The organism is Martinezella hainanensis (assembly GCF_900094555.1).
GTDB lineage: Bacteria > Pseudomonadota > Alphaproteobacteria > Rhizobiales > Rhizobiaceae > Rhizobium > Rhizobium hainanense.
This window is the reverse complement of sequence record NZ_FMAC01000011.1, coordinates 47884-72025: the sequence shown is the minus strand read 5'-3', so window position 1 is coordinate 72025 and position 24142 is coordinate 47884. Positions and strand designations below refer to the sequence as shown.

Sequence of the window (24142 nt, the reverse complement as noted above, 5' to 3'; positions counted from 1 at the left end):
CTTGCACTATCGAACCTAAGAAGTCTGAGCCATGTGGAAAAAACACAGGAACTGGCTGACGCCTGTCCTCTTCATTGTGCCGGGATGCATCCTGTTCGGAACGATCATCATCGCGTCCTCGATGGAGTCGATCTGGATATCGTTCCTCGATTGGGATGGCGTCGGCCAGAAGACCTGGGTGGGATTGGCAAACTATTTTGAACTCTTTGCCGATCCGCAATTCTACGTCTCGTTGAAGAACAATATCATCTGGCTCGTCATGTTCATGGCAGCCCCCCCGCTCGGGCTGGCGCTGGCGCTCCTCGTCAACCAGCAGATCGCCGGCATGCGGATCTTGAAGTCGCTCTTCTTCATCCCGTTGGTGCTTGCGACCGTCACGGTCGGCGTCGTTTTCGGCTGGGTCTATGATCCGAATTACGGACTTCTTGCCCTCATCTTCAGCCTCTTCGGTGCTGCAGCGCCCGCCCTGCTCGCCGACGAGCATTTCGTCACCTTCGCCGTGGTTATAGCAGCGCTCTGGCCGCAGATCGCATTTTGCATGGTGCTCTTTCTCGCCGGCCTCAACAATCTGAGCTCCGATATCATCGGGGCAGGACGTGTCGACGGCGCGCGTGGCTGGAATATGCTCTGGCATGTCGTATTGCCGCAGTTGCGCCAGGTAGGTTTCATCGCCCTTGCCGTTACGGTCGTCGGCGCATTGCGATCATTCGACATGATCGCGGTGATGACATCGGGCGGTCCCTTCGGCTCGTCCGAGGTGCTCGCCTACCAGATGTACGAGCAGTCGATCTTTTCCTACCGCTTCGGCTACGGCGCTGCGATCGCCACTATCCTCTTTGTAATCATGATCATTTTCATCACCTGGTATCTGCGCGTCATGGTGCGCATGGAACGGGAGACACGCTGATGTATCCTCGCCCCATCCCCGAGGAGAAGCCCGCACTTCGCGGCCTTTATGCCGGCTTTGTCGGCCTCATCCTCATATTGTGGCTGTTGCCGCTCTTTGCCGTCATGCTGACGGCATCCAAGACGGCCGATGAGATCATGGCCGGCAAATACTGGTCCTGGCCTGAGCACTTCAATCTCATCGAGAATTTCCAGTCCGTCTTCCAGCAGACGAACATGTGGGGCTATTTCATCAACAGCCTCATCATTACCCTGCCTTCGGTGCTGCTGGTGCTCGTGTTGTCGACGCTGACCGGCTATGTGCTCGCACGCTACAATTTTCGCGGCAATGCCCTGCTCTTCTCGCTCTTCGTCGGCGGCAACTTCCTGCCTGCGCAGATCATGATGATCCCGGTGCGCGATCTTATGGTCTCAGTCGGCCTCTACGACACCTATTTCGCGCTAATCATCTTCCATGTTGCCTTCCAGACGGGTTTTGCGACCCTGTTCATGCGCAATTTCATCGCGGCACTGCCCGATGAATTGTTCCAGGCGGCGCGTGCGGAAGGCGCGTCCCCCTGGCAGACAATGCGCCATGTCGTCATACCGCTGATGCGGCCGGCGCTTGCCGCCCTTGCAATCCTGATCTTCACCTTCGTCTGGAACGATTACTTCTGGGCGATCGTACTCACCCAGAGCGACGTCGTGAAGCCGGTGACGGCGGGCCTGAACAACCTCAGAGGCGAATGGACGTCGGCCTGGAATATCGTGGCGGCGGCAACATTGTTCGTCGCCGTTCCGCCGGTCCTGATGTTCTTCCTGATGCAGAAGCATTTCATCGCGGGTCTTACCATGGGTGCCGTCAAGGGCTGACACGTCCCGCACCGCGCGAACCGATTTGGAGTACTATTCATGAGCCATGTACAGCTGGTCGATATCGACAAACATTATGGCGGCTACCACGCCCTGCGTTCGGTGAATCTATCCGTCGACAAGGGCGAATTCATCGTCATGGTCGGCCCATCGGGCTGCGGTAAATCTACCACGCTGAAGACGATTGCCGGGCTTGAGACCATCAGCTCGGGCGAGATCTGGATCAACGGCCGCAACGTGACACGCGAAGAGCCGGGCGATCGCGGCATTGCCATGGTCTTCCAGTCCTATGCGCTTTATCCGCACATGACGGTTGCCGAGAACATGGGTTTCGGCCTGAAGATGGCCAAGCGTCCGCAAGCCGAGATCGAAGCTGCCGTCAAGCGTGCGGCGGACATCCTTAGAATATCCGACCAACTCGACAAGCGCCCAAAGCAGCTCTCGGGCGGCCAGCGCCAGCGCGTTGCCATCGGCCGTGCCATCACCCGTGCACCGGAGGTTTTCCTCTTCGACGAGCCGCTCTCCAATCTCGATGCGGCGCTGCGCACGCAAATGCGCGTCGAGCTTTCGACGCTGCACCAGCAGCTTGGCTCGACGATGATCTATGTGACGCACGATCAGGTCGAGGCGATGACCATGGCGAGCCGCATCGTCGTGTTCAACAAGGGTATCATCGAACAGGAAGGTGCCCCGCTTAGTCTCTATCACAACCCGGCAAACCAGTTCGTTGCCGGCTTCCTCGGCGCGCCGCGGATCAATTTCGTCAATGCAAAGCTCGTTTCCCTTCGTGACGGCGTGGCTGAAGTCGCGCTTGAAGGTAGCGGCACGACAGTCCGGGTTCCCGTGGCCGATGTCGGCGATCTTAAAGCAGAAGCGAGCCTCACCCTGGGCATCCGGCCGGAATCGCTGAAGATCGGCGCTTCCAGTGAGGACGCCGCCATTTCTCTCGACGGCAGGGTCCGCCTCGTCGAGCAACTCGGTCGCGAAACCATTCTCTACGTCGATGCAGGCCCGCTTGCCACGATCGGCTCGGAAAGCGGTACGCGCAATTTCACCGTTCAGCTCGGCAATGCGACCGGGTTTTCGGCCGGCGAGCAGGTCAAGCTGTCCGCCTCCACCTCCTCCCTCTACCTCTTCGGCCCCGATGGCAGAACCCTCAGCCGGCCGAAGCCCATCATTGCCTCTCTGTAAAGAAAGCTTGTGAGCTCATGAAAGTTTTGGAAAGAAAGCCGCTCTCGGTCTGGCGGACGCTCAACCTCGACGGCTTTATGGTCGGCGTACCGCATTATCCCGAACATGTCGACGAGAGCTATTGGGACCGAGATGCCGAACGCATGGTGGCCGCCGGTTTCAACACCGTCCGCATGGCGGAATTCGCCTGGCATATCATGGAGCCGCATGAAGACCATTTCGACTTCTCGCTCTTCGACAAGGCGATTGCCGGCCTGGCCAGGCATGGCATCAAGACCATCCTTTGCACCCCGACGGCAACGCCGCCGCGCTGGCTGACGGCAAAATATCCGGAAGTCCTGCGTGTCGATGCGAATGGCAGGCAGGCAAGCCACGGGTCGCGCCAGCATTGCGACACGACAAGCCCGGTGCTGCGCCGGCACAGCCAGCGCATAACCCGCATCATGGCAGAGCATTACCGCGACAATCCCGACGTCATCGGCTGGCAGACGGATAACGAGTTGAACACAACAACCTCCGAAAGCTACTCGCCATCGGCGCTGATCGAATTCCAGAAGTTCTGCCGTGCAAAATACGGCACGATCGAAGCCTTGAACTTTGCCTGGGGCGGCGATTTCTGGGCAACGGCCTACCAGACCTTCGACCAGATCGTCTTCCCGAAACCGATGAATCCGTCCTTCTCCAGCCCCGGCCACGTGCAGGACTATCACCGCTTCCTCGCCTTCGCGACGGCCCTCTTCCAGCACGATCAGGTGGAAATCCTGAGGGCCACCAATCCCGCATGGTTCATCTTCCACAATCTCGGCAACCTTGCCGACATCGATTTTCGCGGTCAGTTCGGCCAGGATCTCGATTTCATCGGGTTCGACATCTATCCGTTCCTTTATGACGAGATGCGCCGCGGCGGCGGGCATGCGATCACGCAGGCTTTCCACCTCGACCAATGCCGCGCCTATTCGGGCAATTTCATCGTTCCCGAGCAGGCCTCCGGCCTCGGCAGCCAGCCGGGCTTTTCCTCCTCCGTGCCGGAGCCCGGCGAGATGCGCCGCATGGCGATGACCTCGGTCTCGCGTGGTGCAGACGGGTTGATGTTCTTCCGCTGGCGGCCGGCGCATTTTGGCGCCGAGATCTACTGGAACGGCATTATCGATCACGATGACGTGCCGCGCCGCCGTTACGAGGAAGCCAAGCAATTCGCGTCGGATATCCGCAAGATCGAGGACAAGCTGCTCGGCACCGCTGTCCGCATGGATGTTGCCATCGCCGGCGCGGATTTCGACAATCAGGAAGCCTACAAGACCTATGCGATCGGCCTGCCGAGCCCGATGCAGGATGCTGCCCATCTGCACCGCGCATGCTATGAGGCCGGTGTTGCCTGCGGCGTCATCCATCCGGAAGATGATCTCTCACGCGTCAAGGCCCTCTATGTTCCCCACTGGGTTATGTGGAAAGAGGAATGGTCGCCAGCGGTTGAGAAGTTCGTCGCCGATGGCGGCACGCTCATCCTGTCGGCAATGACGGGAACTCGCGACGACAACAATCATATCATCCGCACCCAGGCACCGGGTCGGGCGCTCTCGGAGCTTTCGGGCGTGCGTGTCTACGAATTCGGCCCGGTCTCCGCTCCGGGCGCGGATGGGCTGTTCACCGGTTTTCGCGAGGGCGGTATCGGCAGCCACCAGCCCTCGCCACGTCCGGCGGCAACCTCCGCCTCGCGCAAATATGCCTATACGATCGGAAACCGCCAGCTGGAAGCCGGGCACCTTTACGAGAAGCTGGAAACGACCACGGACACGGAGATCGTTGGCCGCTGGTCCGATCGCTTCCTGGAAGGCACGCCAATGTTGACGCGCCGGCGGCATGGCAATGGTCAGGTCTATTATCTCGGCACCTATCTGACCGCGCCGCTTGCGGAGGTCATTCGCGAGCTTCTCGTCAGCGACGGCATTGCCACGCCGCTGGTGCAGGATCTGCCTGCAGGCGTCGAAGTGTCGCTGCGCGAGGGTGACGGCAGGAAGCTGCTATTCGTCCTCAACACGGAACACGAAGCGAAGATCGTCAATCTGCCTGCAGGTACCGATCTACTGACCAGCAAGGCGATATCGGGCACGACCGAACTCGCCGGCTACGGCGTATTGGTAATCGAGCAATCGGCCTGACCCCACCCATGACGTATCCGGTGCCGAGGATGAAACTTCGGCGCCGAAGCTTGGGCGATCGGGCTCTTCAATCGCCGACTGGCGCCTAGAGCATTTTTCTACGCATTTCGAAAGGGAAACCGTAGTGCGCTTTTCCTGGAAATTCTCTAGGAGCGCAGCGAATTGAAGTGCTGCATCATGCGCTCGGCCGCCGGACGAATGCCGGTGAACAGTTCGAAAGCCTTCACCGCCTGGAATACCGCCATGCCACCGCCGTCGAGAACGCGGCAGCCTGTCTGCCGGGCGAGTTTCACCAACTCGGTCTCGATCGGGAAGTACACGATTTCCGCGACCCAGAGGCGGTCGGACAGGAGCCGCGCATCGAGCGGCAGTCCTGGATGCGCGGTCATGCCGGTCGGCGTTGCATGGACCAGACCGTCCGCCACATCCAATGTTGCGGCAAGATCACGACCAATCGAAAAACGGCAAGTGTCGTGTGCCGGCTGAAGCTGATCCACGAGGGCCTGCGCGCGCAAGGGGTCGAGATCGAATATCTCAATCGAATGCGCACCCATTTCAGCCACAGCATGGGCAACGGCAACGCCGGCGCCGCCCGCACCCAGCTGCACAATGTGATCGAGTGAAACCCCGGTCAGCCCACGCCGGAAACTTTCGGCAAATCCCCACCAATCGGTATTGTGGCCGATCCTGCGTCGTCCATCAAAGACGATCGTATTGATGGATCGCAGCGTCTGGGCGTCGGGCGACAGTTCGTCCACCAGTGCCACGGCCGCCTGCTTGCAGGGATGGGTGATGTTGAGGCCGGCAAAGCCCTGCGCCTCGGCCTCATCGATGAGAGCCGGCAGGTCCGACGCGGAGAGACCGCGCGTGTCCAGGTCGATGAGATCGTAGCGATAGGATAGGCCACAATGCTCGCCTTCGCGCATATGCATGGCCGGCGTCAGCGAACGCCCTATCCCGGCACCGATCAATCCGACACGAAGTTGACGAGGAACAATGGCGGCTTGAGTGTTCAATCTTTCCTCCCGAGCAGCAAAACAAAGCCATGCTACAGGCTTGCTTGCAAAATGTACGAACTAGTACGTAAAGTCAATATGAGGCATGGTTGAGTGCGGCTGGAAAACGCCAGTGCCAATCAAATAACTCTGCGCCTCGTCAGGCCAATTCGAAGGAGGGATGTCTCAGAAAAGCAAGGATCGCATCGACGATCAGAGACTTGTGCCGCGTCTTTAACATTTCGGATGACAAATCACGCTCGAAGATCGCCCCGAACGTGTGCCGATTGGAAACGCGAAAAAAGCACTGTGCGCTGATCATCATGTGCAGATCGACCGGGTCTACCCGGCGCGTGAAACTGCCATCGGCGTAGCCCCGCTCGAGGATTCCAGTGATGATATCGATGATTGCGATGTTCATCTGCGACAGGACGACCGAACGCTTCATATGTTCGGCGCGATGGATGTTCTCGATGCTGACCAGGCGGACGAAATCCGGATTTTGGTCGTCGTGATCGAAGGTGCTGGCGATCAACTGCGCCATGGCTTGAACGGGCGGCATGTTCTCGAGATCGAGTTCACTCTCGAGTGTGCGGATCTTCGTATAGGCCTGCTCGAGAACAGCAAGATAGAGCCCCTCCTTGCTGCCGAAATAGTAATAGATCATGCGCTTGGACGTCTTGGTGCGCTCGGCGATTTCATCGACGCGCGCACCGGAAAAACCTGCTGCGACGAATTCCTCGGTGGCGATCTTGAGGATATTTTCCTTGGTCGCGTCTGGATCGTTCTTTCGCGTAAGACGCTCGATCTTGGCCGCTTGCGCTTTGGTCATGCCTTGCTCGTCTTCCTGGGTCTGTCCCTGCCCAACATTGAAGATCAAAGCTTTAACACAGGCTTCACGCCAATGGGGAGGGTCTAAAGTTTCGGCAGACCAATCGGTCGCAGATGCCGCCTCAGCGCTGCTATGCGAAAGATGGCATTCGCCGCACCATAGCCGCGATAGCCGCTGCGCTGGACGATTTCGAAGAAGAAGCCTTCGCCGTAGGTGGGGCTGTAGAGCTGGAAATATTCGCCGTGATCGTCGCGATCATAGAGAATGTTATGTGCCTTCAGGCGATCTGTGAAAGCCGGCTCGAGGCCGAACCTCGCCTCCAGGTCGTCGTAATAGTTGGGCGAGATCACCAAGGTGGCAAAGCCGTTATCCGATAAGGCAGCCGCAGCCGCAAAGATATTATCGGTCGCAAAGGCCAGATGCTGGATGCCGGAGCCGAAGGTCTCGGCGATGAAGTGGCCGGCCAAGGTATTGCGGTTTTCCGCACCGTTCAGCGTGATGCGCAAGGTGCCTGGCTCGTTTTCGACCACCTGGCTGCGAACGACGCCGGCAGGATCGATAATGTCGACCATCGGCGTCTTATGCGCATTCAATATCGCGGTATAAAAGAGCAGCCAGGTCAACAGTTCCTCATATTTCATCGTTTGCGCGACGTGATCTATGCCCGTCAGTCCGACCGGCCGCAGATTGGTATCGTCGTCGACTGGGTCGAACTCGATCTCCCATATGCGGGCGAGCGCGCTCTTGCGATCGAGAAGATAAAGAACGCCGCCGCCAACGCCCCTGACCGCCGGCATTTCGATCTCGCCGGGATCCAAAGGCTGTCCGAAGCGTTCCGCGCCGAGGGCGACGGCCCGCGCGACCGCAGCTTCGGCATCATCAACCCATAATCCCATCGCATAAGCCGACTGCCCATGCAAAGCATAGGAGGCACCGGCAAACCCATCCGGATCGGTATTGACGACAAGGTTGATGTCGCCCTGCCGGAAGACATCGACGCGCTTGCTCTTGTGGTGTCCGACATGGCGAAAGCCCAATGTACGTAGCCGATCGGAGAGGACGGATGTTTCTGCCTCGTCGACTGTAAACTCGATAAAGGCAATGCCGTCCACTTCGGCGCGAGCCGGCATGGGCGGCAAGGTGAGGCTGCTGTTCCCCGCACGGCGAACCTGATCGCCGAGATAGACAAGTGAACGCCTGCCATCGACGGCGATGGCGGTCGGCGAACCGCCGCGGAACTGATCGTTGAAAATCTCCAGCGACAGATAGCCGTCGTAGCCCGTTGCCGCGACCGCTTTCATGAATTCGAGCACCGGAAGGTCGCCCTCCCCCGGCATATTACGGAAATGGCGGCTCCAATAGAGGAGATCCATGTCGATCAACGGCGCATCGGCAAGCTGGATGATGAAGATCTTTTCCTTCGGGATCGAACGGATCGAATTGACGTCGATCTTGCGCGAAAGCGTATGGAAGCTGTCGAGGATGAGACCAATATTCGGATGATCGGCCCGGCGGACGATCTCCCAGGCATCTCGGTGATCGTGAATGTGCCGGCCCCAGGCAAGCGCCTCATAGCCAACACGCAGACCGCGCTTGGCCGCCCTCTCGCCGAGCTCGAAGAAGTCGGCTGCGGCGCGGTCGATCCCTCCCAATGCCACGGACGAGACGTTCGAACAAACAAGAACAAGATCGGTTCCCATCTCCTGCATCAGGTCGAACTTGCGTTCGGCACGATCGAAGGTTCGGCTGCGCAAGGGTTCGGGCATGCCTTCAAAGTCCCGGAAGGGCTGAAAGAGCGTGATCTCCAGCCCATGATCTCTCACCATCTGACCGACCTGGCGTGGCGATTCATCGAAGGCGAGAAAATCGTTCTCGAAGATCTCCACGCCATCGAAACCGGCCTTGGCGATGGCCTGAAGCTTTTCCTTGAGGTCACCGCTGATCGAAACGGTCGCAATCGAGGTTTTCATTGTTTCATCCCGCTACTTGACGATTTTCAACAAACTCATCCGCGATCGCTGGACGTCATCGCTGGCAAGATCGGACCAGACGGCTAGACCGTCCGATCGGCATGGCGAACGGAGGCCGCCAGACGTCGTTCATCCCTGCCGAGCTGATCGATCGGTGTCTTGTAGGTCTCCGTTGCCGTTGCTGCGGAAACAGCCGCGATCAAAGCTGTAATCGAGGTAAAGACGGCAACCGGCACCCATCCCATCGGTCCTGTGCCCATCACGGCCGCGCTGATGGTCGGCGCGAAGCCGCCGAGCGCGAAGCCGATCTGAGTTCCGACGGCCATGCCGGACAGACGCACGCGAGTGTCGAACATTTCTGCATAGAGCGCCGGCCAGATGCCGTTGGAAGCGCTGTAAACCACGCCGGAAAGCAGAATGCCAAGGACGAAGACCAGCATGAGGTTGTTCTGGCTGATGGCCCAGATGTAAGGCCAGATCAGCACCGCGCAGCCGATGGCGCCGAAGATGAAGATAGGCTTGCGGCCGATGCGATCCGCAAGGATCGCCCACGCGGGGATCGCGCCCAGCGCCACGATATTGGCAAGCACCAGAACGGTCAGCATCGTCGAGCGATCGATATGCATGGTGTTGACGGCATAGGACAGCGTGAAGACGCTGAAAATCGTGCTTACGACGGAAATCAGCGCCGCAAAGATGATGCGCAGCACATCAGCCCAATAATTGGTGAGAAGCGAGACGAGCGGCACTTTTGCGACTTCGCCCTTCTTTGTTTCCTCCAGAAAGGCCGGGGTTTCAGCAAGCGTGCGGCGTACCCAGAATCCGACGATAACAACCACGAAGCTCAGGAAAAACGGGATACGCCAGCCCCATGACATCAATGCGGCTTCATCGAGCTTTCCAAGCGGGATGAAGACCAATGTTGCAAGGATCAGCCCGGCCTGCGTTCCGCTCAGCGTGAAACTGGTGAAGAAGGCGCGCCGGTTTTCAGGTGCGTGCTCAAGTGTCATCGAACTGGCGCCAGCCTGTTCGCCGGCCGCTGAAATGCCCTGCAGCAAACGCGCCAGAACCAGAAGAATGGGCGCCAGGATGCCAGCCTGATTGTAGGTCGGCAGGCAGCCGATGATGAAGGTCGAAAACCCCATAAGGAGCAGCGTGAAGGTCAGCACCTTCTTGCGGCCGAACTTGTCGCCGACGTGGCCGAGAACCACTGCGCCAAGCGGCCGCATGATATAGGCAACGCCAAAGGTCGCGAATGAGGCGATAGCGGCCGTTTGCGGATCTTCCGCCGAAAAGAAGATCTTCGGGAAAATGAGCGCTGCTGCCGTACCGTAGACGAAGAAATCGTAGTATTCGACGGCGCTTCCCAACCAGCTCGCAAGAGCCGCGCGCTTGGGTGTCTTGTGTTCGATTTGTGTTTTCATGGTCGTTCCTCCCCAGAGCATTCGGATGTCGAGGACATATCGCAACCAGGCGCATCCGGCCTCCGCCTGCACCCGCCTACAAGGACATCCGAGATCATCCTGACAGTCATCGATGCTGCACGATGCAGCATCCGTCACTCCTCGCCAATGATAATGTACGAACTAGTTCGTTTTGTAAAGCGCCACCGAATTGCGATCACGCGGCACGTTGTTGCGGCATCAGAAATAATGCGCTGAACCAGCTTGTTGCGCCGCAGACAGATGTGGTGGCGATCTTGCAACTCAGGCCGTCACGCAACCAAACGGAGCTTTATGACAGAGTCATTCCGGCCGTTGTCCGGAGCCTGCAGCTCAAAACGATTGCATGTCGAAAACCTAGCGAGCATAAGATGCCACGCAAACACTACGCCTTCCTGATGGCGGACAATCCGCAGGATTTAACAAAAGTCGGAGCTGCAAATGAATGCGAATGACCGCCAGGAGCTTTGGTCGAAAATCGATGATTCCAAACAACGACTCATCGAATTGAGTGATCGCGTTTGGGGAATGCCCGAGGTTTGCTATACCGAGGTGCGCTCCGCCGCAGAACACAAGGCCGAACTCCTGCATCAAGGCTTTCGCGTGAAGGAAGGCTTAGCCGGAATTCCAACGTCCCTCGTTGGAGAGCTCGGCGAAAGCGGCCCTGTCATTGCATTCCTCGGAGAATACGATGCGCTGCCAGGTCTCAGCCAGGAGGCGGGTATTGCCGAACACAAGCCTGTCGAGGCGGGTGGTCACGGTCATGGTTGCGGCCATAACCTGCTCGGCTCCGGCGCCATGCTGGCGGCTGTCGGGTTGGCGAACTTCCTGAAAGAAAAGGGTATTCCGGCGCGTGTTCGCTACTATGGATGCCCGGCGGAAGAAGGCGGCGCCGCCAAGGCCTTCATGGTACGCGACGGCGCTTTCGACGATGTCGATATCGCCATTTCCTGGCATCCCAACAGCTTCTGGGAGGTGGTGCCACCTTTATCATTGGCCAATACGCGCGCCGATTTCGTCTTCAAGGGGCGGGCTTCACATGCCGCAGCCACCCCGCATCTGGGGCGCAGCGCATTGGACGCCGTCGAGCTGATGAGTGTTGGCGTAAACTATATGCGCGAACATATGCCGTCCGATGCCCGCGTCCATTCAGCCATACTGGACACCGGCGGCATCGCCCCCAATGTGGTTCAGGCCCATGCGCGTGTCCGATACTCGATACGCGCCATGGAATTGCAGGACATGCTCGATCTGGTGCAACGCGTCTACAAGATTGCGCAGGGAGCGGCCCTGATGACCGAAACCAGCGTGGAAATGAAGATCGTCAGCGCGGTCTCCAACACGTTGGGCAACAAGCCGCTCGAACAGGCTCTTTACAATGCGATGGACGAACTGGGCGTACCGTCATTCGATGATGGGGATCGCGCATTTGCGAGGAGAATTCAGGGCACTTTGTCTGATGCCGATATCGCGGCCGAATACAAGGCCATCGGAATGCCGGTCACTGACGAGCCGCTCGCGACCTTTCTCACTCCACAAAACACAAACCGCAAGCCACTGATCGGGTCAACGGATGTTGGCGACGTCAGCTGGGTCGTCCCGACCGTTCAGGTTCACGCGCCGACGGTTGCGATCGGCACGCCGTTTCATACGTGGCAGGTAGTGGCTCAGGGCAAGATGCCGGCAGCGCACAAGGCGATGGTGCACGCCGCAAAGGCCATGGCCGCGACGGGGCTCGCTGCAATCACTGATCCAGTATTGATGGAAAGTGCAAAAGCCGCCTTGGCCGAGCAAACAGCCCGCAGCCCCTATGTCAGCCCGTTGAATGCGGATGTAATGCCACCCCTGGATATGTCCAGGGGATAGTTGCCTTTCGCCTTGGCGCAGAAATGCTTACCGGAGATCGAAAAGCGGCTGTATTGACATAAGCGCTGTTCGCAATCCGCAAGTTACCGACCGGCATCGTCGCCGTCTGCCAGCGGCACGAGCAACCCAAGCTTGACGTCGCGCAATACAACATTGGTGTGCATGCGCCGGATTTGAGGATTCTCCGCCATGATTACGGCGGCGATGTCGTCATAGTGCTCGACATCCCTGGCCGTGACGATCGCAATGAGGTCGACGGCACCCGTGACATAATAGACCTGCTGGATGTGATCCTGCTTTTCCGCCCAAAGGCGGAACTTGGCAAGCGCATCGTAATTGTCGCGCTCGATCTCCATGCCGACGATGAACACCATCGGCGTCCCGGTCGCCTTGCGGTCGACGACCGCGATTTCCGCCTTGATGATACCATCCTCGCGCAACCTTTTCAGGCGCCGCTGCACGGCGGAGGTCGAAAGGCCGACCTCTTCGGCGATCGCTTCGGCAGTGAGTTGGCAATTGCGTTGGACGATGTCGAGAATATCGCGATCAAACCGATCCAGATTTTCCATTCCCACTCCTCTGCCGCCGATGAAATCAAATGACGACATCTCTATTCTATCATAAAAGATGCACAAGAAATACATTTTTGCATTTTTTGTGCAAAATGATCTGAAATTGCGCGCAAATTCCGCCCTTCTTCGCGATATTCTCCGCAAATTGTTTTTCATCGGAATTCTATATGACAGCGCTGTCCTCCCAGGCGCTTTGCGTGGAAGATCTTCACAAGAGCTTTGGGTCACATCAGGTCCTCAAGGGCGTTTCAACCACCGCCAATCAGGGGGACGTGATTTCCATCATCGGCTCCTCCGGCTCCGGAAAAAGCACGTTTCTGCGATGCATAAACCTGCTTGAGATGCCCGATCGCGGCCGCATCGTCGTCAACGGCGAGGAAGTCGCCCTGAGACGAGGACGCCACGGACAGATGCAGCCGAAAAGCTGGCGGCAGATCGAACGGATGCGCAGTGGGCTCGGCATGGTTTTCCAGAGCTTCAATCTCTGGGCGCACATGACCGTTCTCGAAAACATCATCGAGGCCCCGGTGCATGTCCTGGGTGTGCCCCGTCGCGAGGCGATCGAGAAGGCTGAGGCTCTTCTCAATAAAGTCGGGCTTTACGACAAGCGCGATGCCTATCCGGCCTTCCTCTCCGGAGGGCAGCAGCAAAGGGCAGCGATTGCTCGCGCGCTTTGCATCGATCCGGCCGTGATGCTCTTCGACGAGCCGACATCGGCCCTCGATCCCGAACTGGTCGGCGAAGTCCTCAAAGTCATCCGCGACCTCGCCGAGGAGGGCCGGACCATGCTGCTGGTCACGCACGAGATGCGCTTTGCCCGCGACGTCTCGAACCACGTTCTCTTCCTGCATCAGGGACGGATCGAGGAGGAAGGGCCGCCCAGGCAGATCTTCGATGCTCCGATCAGCTCTCGCTGTCGGGAGTTTACCGGCATGCTGACGTCCTGATCCCCATCCCATTCGCAGACAAAACCATTAGGAGAATCCCTTACATGAGACTGATTTCCACCTTACTTGCCGGACTTGCCCTTACGCTCTCTTCCATGACCGCTCATGCGGAAGTTCGCTTTGGCATCATGAACGAATCCTACCCGCCCTTCTTCGCCAAGGATGCCTCGGGCAAATGGCAGGGCTGGGAAATCGACATGATGGACGCCGTCTGCGAGCAGATGAAAGAGAAATGCTCGATCGTCGAGCTTTCCTGGGATGGCCTCATTCCGGCGCTTCAGAGCAAGAAGTTCGATGTGATCTGGTCATCGATGTCGAATACGGCCGAGCGCTCGAAGGTCATCGATTTCACCGATAAATATTACAATACGCCCAGCACGCTGATCGGCCCGAAGGACCAGAAGACAGGCGCAACCGCAGACGACGTCAAGGGCAAGGCCATCGGCATTCAGGTGTCGACCATCCAGTCGGAATATTACAAGAAATACTTTGCCAAGGTCGCGGACGAGAAGACCTACCAGACGCTCGACGAGGCGTTTCAGGATCTTGCCGCCGGCCGCATCGACTATGTCTTTGGCGATTCCCTTGCGCTTGATGCCTTCCTGAAGAGCGATGGCGGCAAGGATTGCTGCGCCAAGATGGGCGACGTGGCCGACGACAAGGAAATCCTCGGAGCCGGCGTTTCCGGCGGCCTGCGCAAGGAAGACACCGAACTCAAGGCAAAGCTCAACGCCGCGATCGCCGCAGTACGTGCCAGCGGCAAATACGACGAGATCACCAAGAAGTATTTCACTTTCGATATCTACGGCGCGAAGTAAACGATCGCGGCGATGGCGACCTCCCAGCAAGGCATACTCGATCTGCTCTCCCCCTATCCGCCCGGATGGGGTGGCGTGCTCCTGACCGGGGCCGTCTCAACGGTCGCCATCTCCGCCGGCGCTTTTCTGATCGGCCTTCTGCTTGGTACTGGCGGTGCGTTGGGCAAGCTTTCCAGTATCAGGCCAATCCGCCTTCTGCTTGAGCTCTATACGACCACCGTTCGCGCAGTCCCCGAGCTGATCCTGATCGTCGGGCTCTATTATGCCGGAATGGACGGCCTCAATCGGCTCCTCGCGGCGCTCAACCTGCCTGCCTTCGAATTGAACGGCTTTGCTGTCGCGGTCGCCGTGCTCGGTTTCGTGCAGGGCGCCTATATGACGGAGGTGTTGCGCGGCGCGATCTTGGCGATCCCCGTCGGCCAGATCGAGGCGGCCAAGGCTTTCGGCATGGGGCCGCGGCTGCGTTTCCGTCGCATCATCCTGCCCGCCCTACTGCCGAACGCTCTGCCCGGTCTTGCCAATCTGTGGATGTCAGTGACGAAGGACAGCGCTCTCGTTGCAGTCGTCGGCTACCAGGAACTGGCCCTCGCCACGCGTCTCGCCGGCGCAAGCACCAAGCATTATTTCATCTTCTTCCTGGCATCCGCCCTCATCTATCTCGCGCTGACACTCGTCTCGAACGCCATATTCAATCTGGTCGAGCGGCGGGTGCGGCGCGGCCAACCGAAGCTTGCGTGAGGAGTGCCGGCATGACCTTCTCATGGATATCATCCTATTGGCCGCTTCTGTTGACGGGAGCCGCGCAAACGCTGTCGCTGCTTGCGATTTCGGTCGTCTTCGGCTTCATCATCGCGATCGGCCTAGCCTTCGCCCAGGTCAGCGGCGGCCCGATCCTGCGAAGCCTTGCCCGCGGCTACTGCACCTTCTTCCGGGGCACGCCCCTGCTGATACAGCTCTGGCTGCTCTATTACGGTGTCGGTTCTCTTCTGCCGATGATCCCGGGCATCCGCCAGAGCCTGTTCTGGCCGATCCTGCGCGAAGGCTTCTTCTTTGCCGCAGTGAGCTTCACGCTGAATTATGCGGCCTACGAAGCGGAGGTGTTGCGCGGCGCCTTGCTCGCCGTCCCGAAAGGCGAGCTGGAAGCCGGCCGCGCATTCGGCATGCGTCCCTTCACGCTGACGCGGCGCATCTGGCTGCCGCGCGCCATTCGTATCGCATTGCCGACGATCGGCGGCGAAATCGTCATGCAGCTGAAGGCGACACCGCTCGCCTTCACGGTGACGGTAATGGATCTCTATGCCGTTGCCACCAAGGTTCGCCAGGACACGCTGCTCGTCTACGAACCGCTGATCGTCGTTACCGTTTTCTATCTCATCCTTACAGCCATCATCGCGCGAAGCTTCCGCTTTCTGGAAGCGCAGGTGCCGGTGCGGCGCTAACCCACGGCGCGAGGGAGAGATGAAACCTCTCCGCAGATCCGAGCCATTCTGGAGATCCTATTCATGAGCAAACTGTTGATCCTCGATGGCGGCATGAGCCGCGAACTGCTGCGTCTCGGCGCGGAATTGAAGCAGCCGGAGTGGTCGGCGCTGGCGCTCGTCAATTCGCCGGAGATCGTCCGGCAGGTCCATGGCGAATTCATCGCTGCCGGCTCGGACGTCATCACGACGAACAGCTACGCGCTCGTGCCCTTTCACATTGGCGAGGAGCGATTCCGGAAGGAAGGAGCCGACCTCATCGCCCTTTCTGGTCGGCTGGCGCGCGACGCCGCCGATGCCTGCAAGGATCGAAAGGTCCTGGTCGCCGGTTCGTTGCCGCCCATCTTCGGCTCCTACGAGCCGCAGAATTTCGACGCGTCTCGGGTACAAGACTATCTCAAGGTTCTGGTCGAAAACCTTGATCCCTATGTCGATGTCTGGCTTGGCGAAACCCTTAGCCTGATCGCGGAGGGAGAGGCGGTTCGGACTGCGGTTGCTGGCACCGGCAAGCCGTTCTGGATCTCCTTCACACTCGCGGATGACGCCGCGCAGAGGAATGGCGCCTCTCCCAAGCTTCGATCCGGCGAAGCCGTCGAGGATGCGGCTCAGTGGGCGGCGTCATCTGGCGCCGACGCACTTCTGTTCAACTGCAGCAAACCGGAAGTCATGCGAAAGGCCGTCGATACGGCAGCGGAGATTTTCAAGCGGGACGGCAACAATCTGCAAATCGGCGTCTATGCCAATGCCTTCGAGGGAGAGCAAGGCGAGTCCGCTGCCAACGAGGGCCTTCACGCGACCCGAGAGGATCTGAACGATGACGCCTATTCACGCTTCGCCTGCTCGTGGGTCGATGCTGGCGCGACGATGGTCGGCGGCTGCTGCGGAATTGGCGCCGGACATATTCATCGGCTGAAAAAGGCTCTCCTTGCCCCTCAAGGAGCATAGGAGAGCCTCGGGCAAATATCGATCCGGGCGGGATCATCAGGATGGGCTGTATCGGAACGATCAGGCAGCCTTGAAAGGAGCGATCGCAGCCCTGTAGGCGATGAGATCCTCGATCGTGACAAGGTGGAGGCCATGCCGCTCGGCGAAAACTTCAAGCTCGGGGAGGCGCGCCATCGTGCCGTCGTCATTCGCCACTTCGCAGATGACACCGGCTGGTGATAGGCCGGCAAGCCTGGCAAGATCCACCGCTGCTTCCGTATGGCCGGGACGCGACAGGACACCGTTTGGATGCGCGCGAAGCGGAAAGATATGACCGGGCCGGGCAAATTCCTCCGGACGCGATCCGTCCCTGACAAGGGCACGAACGGTTGCCGCCCTGTCGGCGGCAGATATTCCGGTCGTGGTTTCCGGGATGTAGTCGACCGAAACGGTAAACGCGGTCTTGAGGACTTCGGTGTTGCGCGGCACCATCAGCGGAATATCGAGTTCGTCGAGCCTTTCGCCCTCCATCGGAACGCAGATGAGACCGCGGGCATGGTTCATCATGAAAGCGATTGCCTGCGGCGTGACCGCTTCCGCAGCAATCACCAGATCGCCTTCGTTTTCGCGGTCGCGATCATCGACGACAACGATGATCTCTCCCCGCGCAATCGCAGCGATCGCATCTTCAATTTTCGAAATTGTCATTTTCCTGCCTTTCAAGGGTTGCCGCTTGGAACGGCGTGCATGGCCGGTTAAAGCCACCATTTTCCCTTGGGCGAACAAGCATGTGAACGCCACCATGAAGCAGCGTCTCCTGCGTTGCTCTCTTCCATCCGGACTATGACCGTCGGCTCCGGCATCTCACCGGATCTGCTGACCCTTCCGATAACCGGAAGGCGCTCGCGGGCTCGAGGAAGCTCCCCATACCGCCGGTGGGGAATTACACCCCGCCCTGAGAACACGTAAAAGATAAGGGATCAATGCCTGGTTCCGCAAGAGGCATTGATCGCCGAATTGTCGAGAATCCGATCCGCCCATTGAACGCACCGTTCCTCATTGTCGAACTAAGACATGATCAGGCCGCCGTCGACATTGATCGTCTGGCCGGTGATATAGGCGGCATCGTCGCTGGCAAGGAAAGTGACGAGACCTGCAACGTCTTCGCCCGATCCGGCCCGTTTCATCGGAATGCCCTCGACCCATTCCTTCATGAGCTCGCCGGGACCGTAATTGCCCAACAGCTTGCCCCATGCCTGATCGTTATAGGCCCACATATCGGTTTCGATGATCCCGGGGCAGAAGGCATTCACGGTAATTCCCTCGGTCGCGACTTCCTTTGCCAAGCTCTGGGTAATGCCGACGACGCCCATCTTCGATGCCGCATAATGCGGCGTGTAGATGAAGCCGTCGCGCGCCTGGCCGGAGGCGGTATTGATGATCCGGCCACCGCGCCCATGCTTGCGCATGCGGGCAATCGCCTCCTGGGCGCAAAGGAAGACGCCTTTGGTGTTGACCGCCATGACCTTGTCCCATTCGCCCTCGGTCATGTCCTCGACGCGGGCAATGGTGATGACGCCGGCATTCTGGATCGATACCTCAACGGCGCCGAAAGCCGCTTCGGCAGCCTCGTAGAGACCTTTCACGCTGGCCTTGTCCGTCACGTCGCCGACAAAAGAAATTGCCTTTCCGCCGTTAGTCTTGATCTCATCGGCGACCGCATGGACGGAATCCTCATTGGCCGAGACCACGAGATTGGCACCCTCGCGCGCGAACCGCCTGGCGATCGCAGCACCGATGCCGCGGCTCGCGCCGGTAATGACGACGGTCTTGTTTTCGAAGCGTTGCATTTCCTATTCCTTTCGCGGTGACAGCCATGCCAGGCGTCGACTCCAGGGCTGATCGCCCCGCCTGTTGCTGGCGACTTCAAACGGTAGCCGAAATAATCCCGGCGAACTCCGATGCCTTCAGCGACGCCCCTCCGACGAGAGCACCATCGACGTTGGAAACGCCAAAGATCGCCTTTGCATTTGATGCCTTGACCGAGCCGCCGTAGAGAATCCTGACACCCTGCCCGTCTTCTCCCAGCCGTCTTTCGAGCGTCTGCCGGATGGACGAATGCACCTCTTCGATCTGCTCAAGGGTCGGAACCAATCCGGTTCCGATCGCCCATACCGGTTCATAGGCGATCGCCATGTTCGCATTGGTCGCTGTGTCGGGAATCGATCCCTCAAGCTGGGCACGAACGACTTCGATCGCTCGTCCCTCATCCCGTTCTTCGCGCGTTTCGCCGACGCAAATAATGCTCGTCAGTCCCGCCTTGTGGACTGCGATAGCCTTCCTCGCGACTGCGGCATCTGCCTCGCCGTAGGCCGAACGCCGTTCGGAATGTCCCAGGATGACAAAGCGAGCGCCGATTTCGGCGAGCATCTCGGCGGAGACGTCTCCGGTGAAGGCGCCCGCGGCCTGCGCATGGCAATCCTGCGCGCCGACGGCAATCACCGAACCTGCGGCACATTCGGCCGCCTTTTCCACCAGCGTGAAGGGCGGGCAGACGACGATGTCGCACGCCGCCTCGCCCGTTATTCCCTTCAGCGCCTCGATCTCAGCCAGGGAGGAAGCGAGACCGTTCATTTTCCAGTTGCCTGCAATCAGTTTCCGCATGACATCACCAGCAGCAGAAGCCGCCGTCGACGAGCAGGTCGACGCCCGTCACGAAGCTCGCGGCATTCGACAGCAGGAAGACGGCGGGACCGACCATCTCATCGACCGTTGCCATGCGCTGCATCGGCGTCTGCTCCTCGAAGAGCTTGGTCTGGTGAACCATCTCCGGACGCGTGTTCATCGGCGTTGCGGTATATCCCGGCGAGATGGTGTTGACGCGAATGCCACGGCCGACCCACTCCATCGCGAGCGACTTCGACATATGGATCACGCCGGCCTTGGAAGCGTTATAATGCGCCTGGCTCAGACCGCGGTTGACGATGACGCCGGACATGGAGGCGATGTTGACGATCGATCCACGTCCATTCTTCAGCATAGCGCGCGCTTCTGCCTGGCACGACAGGAAGACACCCTTCAAATTGATGTCCATCAATGTCTGGTACTGGTCTTCCTCCATCTCCTCGGCAGGATTGGCGTTGGCGATACCGGCGGCATTGACGGCAAGCGTCAGTGCGCCGAGTTCCGCTTCGGTACGGGCAACCGCCTCCTCAAGAGAAGATTTGCTGGTGACATCGGCCGCAATCTGGATGGAGCGGCGACCGGCAGCCTTGATGTGCGAAGCCGTGTTCGCCAAACCGTCGTCGGAGCGACGGTCAAGAAGTGCGACATCGGCGCCGCATTGGGCAAGGCCGATTGCGATGCGCTGCCCGATCCCGCTTCCTGCGCCGGTCACGAGCGCGACCTGTCCCTTGAGATCGAAAAGTTTCGGGGCGTTCAGAGTGATGTCGGACACCGCTCTTCCTTTCTGTTTGCCTGGAGCGTTTCCGCTTTTCTTCGCATCGCGAAAATGCCCTATGTTGTTGTTTCTTTATGCATTCCGGGCGGAAAACCGCGGCGCACTTTTCCTGGAAATGCTCTAGATTGTCGCAAGTTCCATGACCGAGACATCATTGGCCTCGTCACGGTTCAAAATGCCCGCCTGCTTGCCCTGGGCGAGCACGAGAATACGGTTGGAGACGCCAAGAACCTCCTCGAGGTCGGAGCTGACGACGATGACCGCCACCCCCTGCTTGGCCAGGTTCACGATGATGTCGTAGATGCTTGCTCTGGCGCCGACATCGATACCTCGGGTCGGCTCATCGAGGACGACGACCTTGGGATCGCGCATCAGCCATTTTGCGATGACGACCTTTTGCTGGTTGCCGCCCGACAGGTCCGAGGCATATTGCTCGGCGCGGCCCTTGACGCCGAACTTCGCCACGGCCTTTTCGGCAAAGGCACGCTTGACGCGCGACGTGATCCAACGCCCGCCGAGCTTGTCGAGATTGGCGTAGATGATGTTCTCGCTGATGCGATGACCGACGACGAGGCCCTGTTCCTTGCGATCCTCGGGCACCATGACGATACCCCTTGCGATGGCATCGCCGGGATCCCGAAGCTTGAGCTCTTCGCCTTCCAGCCTGATCGAGCCGGCGCTAATCGGATCTGCCCCGGAAATGGCACGCACGAGTTCCGTGCGGCCGGCACCAACCAACCCGGCAATGCCGAGGATCTCGCCGGCCCGAACGTCGAACGTCACGTCCCGAAATGAATTGTCGGGAGAAGTCAGCCCACGGACCTGCAGCACCGCCCGGTCAGTCGGCTCGGGAAGAGCCGGGAACATCCGGTCAAGCGAGCGGCCAACCATGCTTTCGACGATCGTGCGAACCGGTGTGGCACTGTCGGCAAACTCCTGGACGCGCTCGCCATCGCGCAGGACGATGATGCGATCGGTGATCTGCTTGATCTCCTCCATGCGGTGCGAAATGTAGACGATGCCGACGCCTTCTGACCGAAGCTTTCTTACCTGCTCGAACAGGGCTTCGGTCTCCGCTCCACCGAGCGCGGCGGTCGGTTCGTCGAGGATTAGCAGCTTGGCATTGAGCGCCAGCGCCTTGGCGATTTCGATGAGCTGCTGATTGGCCGTCGACAGACCGGCAACCTTTCGCGTCGCCGGTATATGCAGGTTGAGGCGCGCAAGCTGTTCCTGCGCACGCCTGATCATCTGGGGGCGATCGACAGCCCCGTTCTTCATCGGCCATCGCCCGATGAAGACATTTTCGGCGATCGAGAGATGCGGCAGGAGCTGCAATTCCTGATGGATCAGGACGACACCCTTGTCGATCGCCTCGCGTGGAGTGGCTGGGGCATAGGGCTGCCCCAGCCATGTCATTGTTCCCTCGGAGGGCGTGCGTGATCCGGCGATGATGCCCGACAATGTCGACTTGCCTGCGCCGTTTTCGCCGAGAAGCGCGACCACCTCACCCGGATAGACATCAAGGCTGACATTCTTCAGCACCTGAAGCGGTCCGTAGCGCTTGGATATGCTCCTCAGGGAAAGAACGGGCTCAGTCACGGCATACCTCCTCAAGACTTCGGCACGATTACGGATGGTTGGCGATGAAGCCGGCCACGTTTTCCTTGGTCGTCAGCGTCGCGTCCATCAGCTGTACTGCAGGCACCTTTTCACCGGCGACGAGCTTGACGGCATTGGCCACCGCATCGCGGCCCATCTTCTGCGTCTGCTGCGTCGCGGTGACGTCGAAGACACCCTTGCTGAGTGCTTCGAGAGCCGCCGTATCGCCGTCAAAGCCGCCGACGACGATCTTCTGGGACGGGTTTGCCACCTTGATCGCCTGCGCGGCGCCGAGTGCGAGGGCATCGGCCTGAGCAAACACGATCGATACATCCGGATTTGCCTGCAGCATGTTCTGCATGATCTGGAAGCCCTCATCCTGGGCCCACATGTTGGAATATTGCTCGGCAACCACCTTCACGCCGGGATTTGCCTTCAGCGATTCCGCGCAACCCTTGCTGCGGTCGACTTCCGGCGTCGTGCCCTTCTGACCATGGATGATGACCATCTTGCCCTTACCGCCGGCCTGCTTGAGGATGTAGTCGCAAACGGCCTTGGCGGACGCGACGGAATCCGTGGCGAGGAAGGTATCGCCGGGGGCACCATCAGCGTTGCGGTCGACGTTGACGACCGGAATGCCGGCATTCTTGGCAAGCTTGACGGGAACGCTTGCCGCAGCAGCACCGGCCGGAATATAGATCAGGGCATCGATGTTCTGGGTCAGGAGATCCTGGATCTGGTTGATCTGGGTCGGGCCATCGCCCTTGGCATCCACGGTCACGACCTGAATGCCCCGCTTCTTGGCCTCATCCTCGACGGACTGCTTGATCTGGTTGAAGAAGTTCGCCTGCAGGTTTGCGACGGCCAGGCCGATCTTTTTGGTGTCTTTCGCCTGAACGGAACCCAATGACATCGCCAATACGGCGGCCGAAGCCAGAAGAATGCGCGCAAATTTCATTTCATTTCCTCCTTTTTTCAGTGAACCCTTGGGTATGTCCTCCCCCTCGGGCAAATGATCCGCTCCAAACCTCTCGGAGAGGAAATCGTTGAGGTCCGCCGGGCGCGGACCCGAATATCAGGCCCGCCGCCTGCGGATCGTTTCCGCACCGACTGCAAGTACGATGACGATGCCGATGATGACCTGCTGCAGGAATGGCGAGACGTTGAGCAGATTGAGGCCGTTGCGCAGGACGCCGATGATCAGCACGCCGATGAGCGTGCCGCCGATGCCGCCTGATCCGCCGGAAAGAGAGGTGCCACCAATGACGACGGCCGCAATCGTATCGAGTTCATATCCAAAGCCGCTGGACGGCTGAACGGAGTCGAGGCGGGCTGCGAGCACGATACCGGCCAGACCGGCCAGCACCGCACTTGCGACATAGACGGCGATCGTCACGAGCTGAACATTGATGCCGGCGAGACGAGCGACTTCCGGATTGCCGCCCACGGCATAGAGCATGCGCCCCTCCGAGCGGAAGTGAAGGAACACCCAGGCCACGGCGACAACCGCCAGCATCAGGAAAACCGTCGCGGTCAGCACGCCGAAATGGCGATCGATCGCGAGCATCATGAACCAGTCGGGAAACCCCACGATCTGCTGACCGTCGGTGATCATGTTCGCGACGCCGCGTGCGGCTGACATCATCGCCAGCGTCGCAATAAAGGCCGGAACCCTGAACAGGGTCACGAGAAGTCCGACGATCAGCCCGCTGACCGCGGAAGCGACGAGCGCGACTGCAATCCCCGCGACAAGCGGCAGGCCGGCAATATTTGCCGTCCAGCCCATGACCATCATGGCCAGCGCCAGGACCGAACCGACCGAAAGGTCAATGCCGCCGATCAGAATGACGAAGGTCATGCCGACGGCCATGATCCCAAGCACGGTGATCTGATCGAGAATGTTGAGGCCGTTGCGGAGCGAAAGAAATGCGTCGGTGCTGAGGCTCAGGAAAACGCAAAGAGCAAGCAATCCGACAAGCGGTCCGGTGGCGCCGGTGAGCTTGCTCAGCCAAGTCGCGGACGGATGCTTTTCTTCGCTGACGTTGATCGCCACCATCATTCCTCCCTGGAGATTAGGGCCAGCAGCCAATATTTCCTCAAGCACGAATATTTATTCATGCTTGCTGGAAAA

The 24142-nt window shown here is 59.3% G+C and carries 22 protein-coding genes and 1 riboswitch; of the genes, 10 read left to right on the top strand and 12 right to left on the bottom strand.

All coding sequences use genetic code 11. The annotated features are described in order from the left end of the window. The first annotated feature begins 31 nt into the window (after positions 1-31). From GA0061100_RS27325 to GA0061100_RS27310, 4 genes are read left to right on the top strand one after another with little or no spacing between them, the layout of a single operon-like run. Complete coding sequence (locus tag GA0061100_RS27325; RefSeq protein ID WP_075856003.1) at positions 32-907, top strand: carbohydrate ABC transporter permease; 876 nt, start codon at positions 32-34, stop codon at positions 905-907. After that, complete coding sequence (locus tag GA0061100_RS27320; RefSeq protein ID WP_075856002.1) at positions 907-1758, top strand: carbohydrate ABC transporter permease; 852 nt, start codon at positions 907-909, stop codon at positions 1756-1758. The genes GA0061100_RS27325 and GA0061100_RS27320 overlap by 1 nt, the downstream gene beginning before the upstream one ends. A 39-nt stretch (positions 1759-1797) precedes the next feature. Further along, positions 1798-2949: an ABC transporter ATP-binding protein gene (locus tag GA0061100_RS27315; RefSeq protein ID WP_075856001.1), complete on the top strand. Its 1152-nt coding sequence runs from the start codon at positions 1798-1800 to the stop codon at positions 2947-2949. Between the two features lie 17 nt (positions 2950-2966). Next, complete coding sequence (locus tag GA0061100_RS27310; RefSeq protein WP_075856000.1) at positions 2967-5108, top strand: beta-galactosidase; 2142 nt, start codon at positions 2967-2969, stop codon at positions 5106-5108. A gap of 146 nt (positions 5109-5254) precedes the next feature. Here the strand turns inward: GA0061100_RS27310 and GA0061100_RS27305 are convergent, their stop codons facing one another. From GA0061100_RS27305 to GA0061100_RS27290, 4 genes are all read right to left on the bottom strand, one after another. Beyond that, positions 5255-6124, bottom strand: a complete 870-nt coding sequence (locus tag GA0061100_RS27305) for a shikimate dehydrogenase (protein WP_075855999.1) — start codon at positions 6122-6124, stop codon at positions 5255-5257. A 139-nt stretch (positions 6125-6263) separates the two neighbouring features. Further along, a complete protein-coding gene (locus GA0061100_RS27300) occupies positions 6264-6935 on the bottom strand; it encodes a TetR/AcrR family transcriptional regulator (RefSeq protein WP_075856085.1) in 672 nt (223 codons plus the stop codon). 83 nt (positions 6936-7018) lie between these two features. Beyond that, the gene (locus tag GA0061100_RS27295) at positions 7019-8905 is read right to left on the bottom strand and encodes a bifunctional sugar phosphate isomerase/epimerase/4-hydroxyphenylpyruvate dioxygenase family protein (protein ID WP_075855998.1); all 1887 of its coding nucleotides are present in this window, start codon (positions 8903-8905) and stop codon (positions 7019-7021) included. A gap of 83 nt (positions 8906-8988) precedes the next feature. Next, positions 8989-10329 carry an MFS transporter gene (locus GA0061100_RS27290; protein WP_075855997.1) on the bottom strand — a complete coding sequence of 447 codons (1341 nt, stop codon included), beginning with the start codon at positions 10327-10329 and terminating at the stop codon, positions 8989-8991. 459 nt (positions 10330-10788) lie between these two features. Here GA0061100_RS27290 and GA0061100_RS27285 point away from each other — a divergent pair, with 459 nt between their 5' ends. Next, positions 10789-12213: a M20 family metallopeptidase gene (locus GA0061100_RS27285; protein ID WP_075855996.1), complete on the top strand. Its 1425-nt coding sequence runs from the start codon at positions 10789-10791 to the stop codon at positions 12211-12213. An 83-nt stretch (positions 12214-12296) separates the two neighbouring features. Here the strand turns inward: GA0061100_RS27285 and GA0061100_RS27280 are convergent, their stop codons facing one another. After that, positions 12297-12782 carry an Lrp/AsnC family transcriptional regulator gene (locus GA0061100_RS27280; protein ID WP_075855995.1) on the bottom strand — a complete coding sequence of 162 codons (486 nt, stop codon included), beginning with the start codon at positions 12780-12782 and terminating at the stop codon, positions 12297-12299. A 170-nt stretch (positions 12783-12952) separates the two neighbouring features. Here GA0061100_RS27280 and GA0061100_RS27275 point away from each other — a divergent pair, with 170 nt between their 5' ends. The 5 genes from GA0061100_RS27275 to GA0061100_RS27255 all read left to right on the top strand — a co-directional run bounded on the left by GA0061100_RS27275 (position 12953) and on the right by GA0061100_RS27255 (position 16973). Further along, positions 12953-13732: an ABC transporter ATP-binding protein gene (locus GA0061100_RS27275; protein WP_075855994.1), complete on the top strand. Its 780-nt coding sequence runs from the start codon at positions 12953-12955 to the stop codon at positions 13730-13732. Positions 13733-13776: 44 nt separating this feature from the next. Beyond that, positions 13777-14550, top strand: coding sequence for a transporter substrate-binding domain-containing protein (locus GA0061100_RS27270; RefSeq protein ID WP_075855993.1), 774 nt, complete (start codon positions 13777-13779; stop codon positions 14548-14550). A gap of 12 nt (positions 14551-14562) precedes the next feature. Then, positions 14563-15288, top strand: coding sequence for an ABC transporter permease (locus GA0061100_RS27265; protein WP_075855992.1), 726 nt, complete (start codon positions 14563-14565; stop codon positions 15286-15288). A gap of 11 nt (positions 15289-15299) precedes the next feature. Next, positions 15300-15989 (top strand): ABC transporter permease, encoded by a 690-nt coding sequence (locus tag GA0061100_RS27260; RefSeq protein WP_075855991.1) that lies wholly within the window; start codon positions 15300-15302, stop codon positions 15987-15989. A 63-nt stretch (positions 15990-16052) separates the two neighbouring features. After that, positions 16053-16973, top strand: coding sequence for a homocysteine S-methyltransferase family protein (locus GA0061100_RS27255; protein ID WP_075855990.1), 921 nt, complete (start codon positions 16053-16055; stop codon positions 16971-16973). Positions 16974-17033: 60 nt separating this feature from the next. Here the strand turns inward: GA0061100_RS27255 and ribB are convergent, their stop codons facing one another. From ribB to GA0061100_RS27220, 7 genes are all read right to left on the bottom strand, one after another. Next, positions 17034-17660, bottom strand: a complete 627-nt coding sequence (gene ribB, locus GA0061100_RS27250; protein WP_075855989.1) for a 3,4-dihydroxy-2-butanone-4-phosphate synthase — start codon at positions 17658-17660, stop codon at positions 17034-17036. Between the two features lie 112 nt (positions 17661-17772). Then, positions 17773-17919: riboswitch (FMN riboswitch) on the bottom strand. A gap of 100 nt (positions 17920-18019) precedes the next feature. Beyond that, on the bottom strand, positions 18020-18802 hold the full coding sequence (locus GA0061100_RS27245; protein ID WP_075855988.1) for a glucose 1-dehydrogenase: 783 nt from the start codon (positions 18800-18802) through the stop codon (positions 18020-18022). Positions 18803-18878: 76 nt separating this feature from the next. Then, positions 18879-19616, bottom strand: a complete 738-nt coding sequence (tpiA, locus tag GA0061100_RS27240; protein ID WP_075855987.1) for a triose-phosphate isomerase — start codon at positions 19614-19616, stop codon at positions 18879-18881. 4 nt (positions 19617-19620) lie between these two features. Continuing rightward, the gene (locus GA0061100_RS27235; RefSeq protein WP_075855986.1) at positions 19621-20409 is read right to left on the bottom strand and encodes an SDR family oxidoreductase; all 789 of its coding nucleotides are present in this window, start codon (positions 20407-20409) and stop codon (positions 19621-19623) included. A gap of 123 nt (positions 20410-20532) precedes the next feature. Next, complete coding sequence (locus GA0061100_RS27230; protein WP_075855985.1) at positions 20533-22011, bottom strand: sugar ABC transporter ATP-binding protein; 1479 nt, start codon at positions 22009-22011, stop codon at positions 20533-20535. Positions 22012-22039: 28 nt separating this feature from the next. Then, positions 22040-22969, bottom strand: coding sequence for a sugar ABC transporter substrate-binding protein (locus tag GA0061100_RS27225; RefSeq protein WP_075855984.1), 930 nt, complete (start codon positions 22967-22969; stop codon positions 22040-22042). Positions 22970-23086: 117 nt separating this feature from the next. After that, positions 23087-24067: an ABC transporter permease gene (locus GA0061100_RS27220; protein WP_075856084.1), complete on the bottom strand. Its 981-nt coding sequence runs from the start codon at positions 24065-24067 to the stop codon at positions 23087-23089. Between the last annotated feature and the right edge of the window lie 75 nt (positions 24068-24142).